This window comes from Streptomyces sp. WELS2 (assembly GCF_013870595.1).
GTDB lineage: Bacteria > Actinomycetota > Actinomycetes > Streptomycetales > Streptomycetaceae > Streptomyces.
On sequence record NZ_JACBWZ010001226.1, the window covers coordinates 1 to 1,401 of the forward strand.

General features: G+C 69.5%; 1 protein-coding gene and 1 pseudogene. Both read left to right on the top strand.

Annotation, left to right across the window (positions count from 1 at the left end; all coding sequences use genetic code 11):
• Nucleotides 1–435, top strand: a pseudogene (locus tag H5J33_RS35235) (hypothetical protein); the annotation flags it as partial.
• Nucleotides 436–673: 238 nt separating this feature from the next.
• Nucleotides 674–1,401, top strand: a 728-nt coding sequence (locus H5J33_RS35240; RefSeq protein ID WP_181798715.1) for a phosphatase PAP2 family protein, incomplete at its 3' end; no start/stop codon positions are given.

Consider the following 1,401-nt stretch of genomic DNA (forward strand, 5'->3'; position numbering starts at 1 on the left):
GTCGGCCACCGCACCGGCGCCGGCCCGCTCGGCTATCTGGACGTCCAGGCCGGATGGCGCAACGGCTTCGACGGCGGCTACGCCTTCGCCCGCTTCGTGGCCGGCCGGTTCACGTCCTTCCCGTCCGCCCTCGCCGGCCTCGGTCTGACCGTCGGCGTGGCCCTGCTGATCTGGCTGTACGTCACCTGTGTGCGCGAGCGTCAGCCGGCCGCGCCGCTGGTGTACACGGGTATCGTCCTCGCCCTCGCCCTGTGCGCGTCGAGCTACTTCGGTTCCAAGCCACGGCTGCTGATGCCCGCCTTCCCCCTGCTGCTGCCGCTCGCCCGCGCCCTGGCCCGCCGGCGCCCCCCGGTCGCGGCCCTGGTCACGGCCGCTCTGGCGGGCGCGGCGGCGGCCTACGGGGCGTTCTGGCTGAACGGCTCCGGGCCGCCGTGATCGACTCCTTCCGCCCGATGACGCCCGGGAGAATTCCACGCCAGGACGGGGTTAACGCATTCATAAGGGCCATATAAACAACACCCGGCGTGATCAAAGGAATTGGCCCGATCGGTCTCATCGGATTGCGGAATCGCGGGAATTCTGGCCGCCCTTGAGAGGTTTCCCACATCACATCGTCATCACAAAGCCGCAGTTTCGACCGGGAACACCGCTCACTCGCTGTAACGTCGATTGGGTGCGTACCGAACGAAACCTCACCCGGCGTCTGGACCGGGTGTTCGCCAGACTGGACCGGGAGCCGGAACGACCGGCCCACATCGATATGCCGCGGATGAGCCGGCACCGGGTCGTGCTGTTCTCCGCGACCCTGGCCTTCTACCTGGCGATCGTGTGGGCCGTCGTGACCACCTCCTGGCTCGTCCGGCTGGACTGGCAGGTCATGTTCTTCCGGCCGTACCAGCAGTGGCCGCAGATCCACGCGTTCCTCGACTACTACGTGGTGCTGGGCCAGCGCGGCCCCACCGCCGTGATGGTCGCGGCCTGGCTCGGCTGGCGCTCCTGGCGGCAGCACACCCTGCGTCCGCTGCTCACCCTCGCCACCTCGCTGCTGCTGCTGAACGCCACCGTCGGCGCCGCCAAGATCGGCATGGGACGGCTCGGCCCGCACTACGCCACCACGATCGGCGCGAACGAGATGGGCCTGGGCGGCGATATATTCCCCAGCGGCCACACCGCCAACGCGGTCGTCACCTGGGGCATCCTGGCCTATCTGGCCTCCACCCCGACCGCGCGCCGCTGGCTGTCGGCCCTCTCCGCGGTCACCTCGCTCGGCGTCGGCCTCACCACCGTCTACCTCGGTACGCACTGGCTGAGCGACGTGCTGCTGGGCTGGGCCGCCGGCCTGCTGATCCTGCTCGCCCTGCCCTGGTTCGAGCCGCTGATCGCCAAGGCCGAACTGTGGCT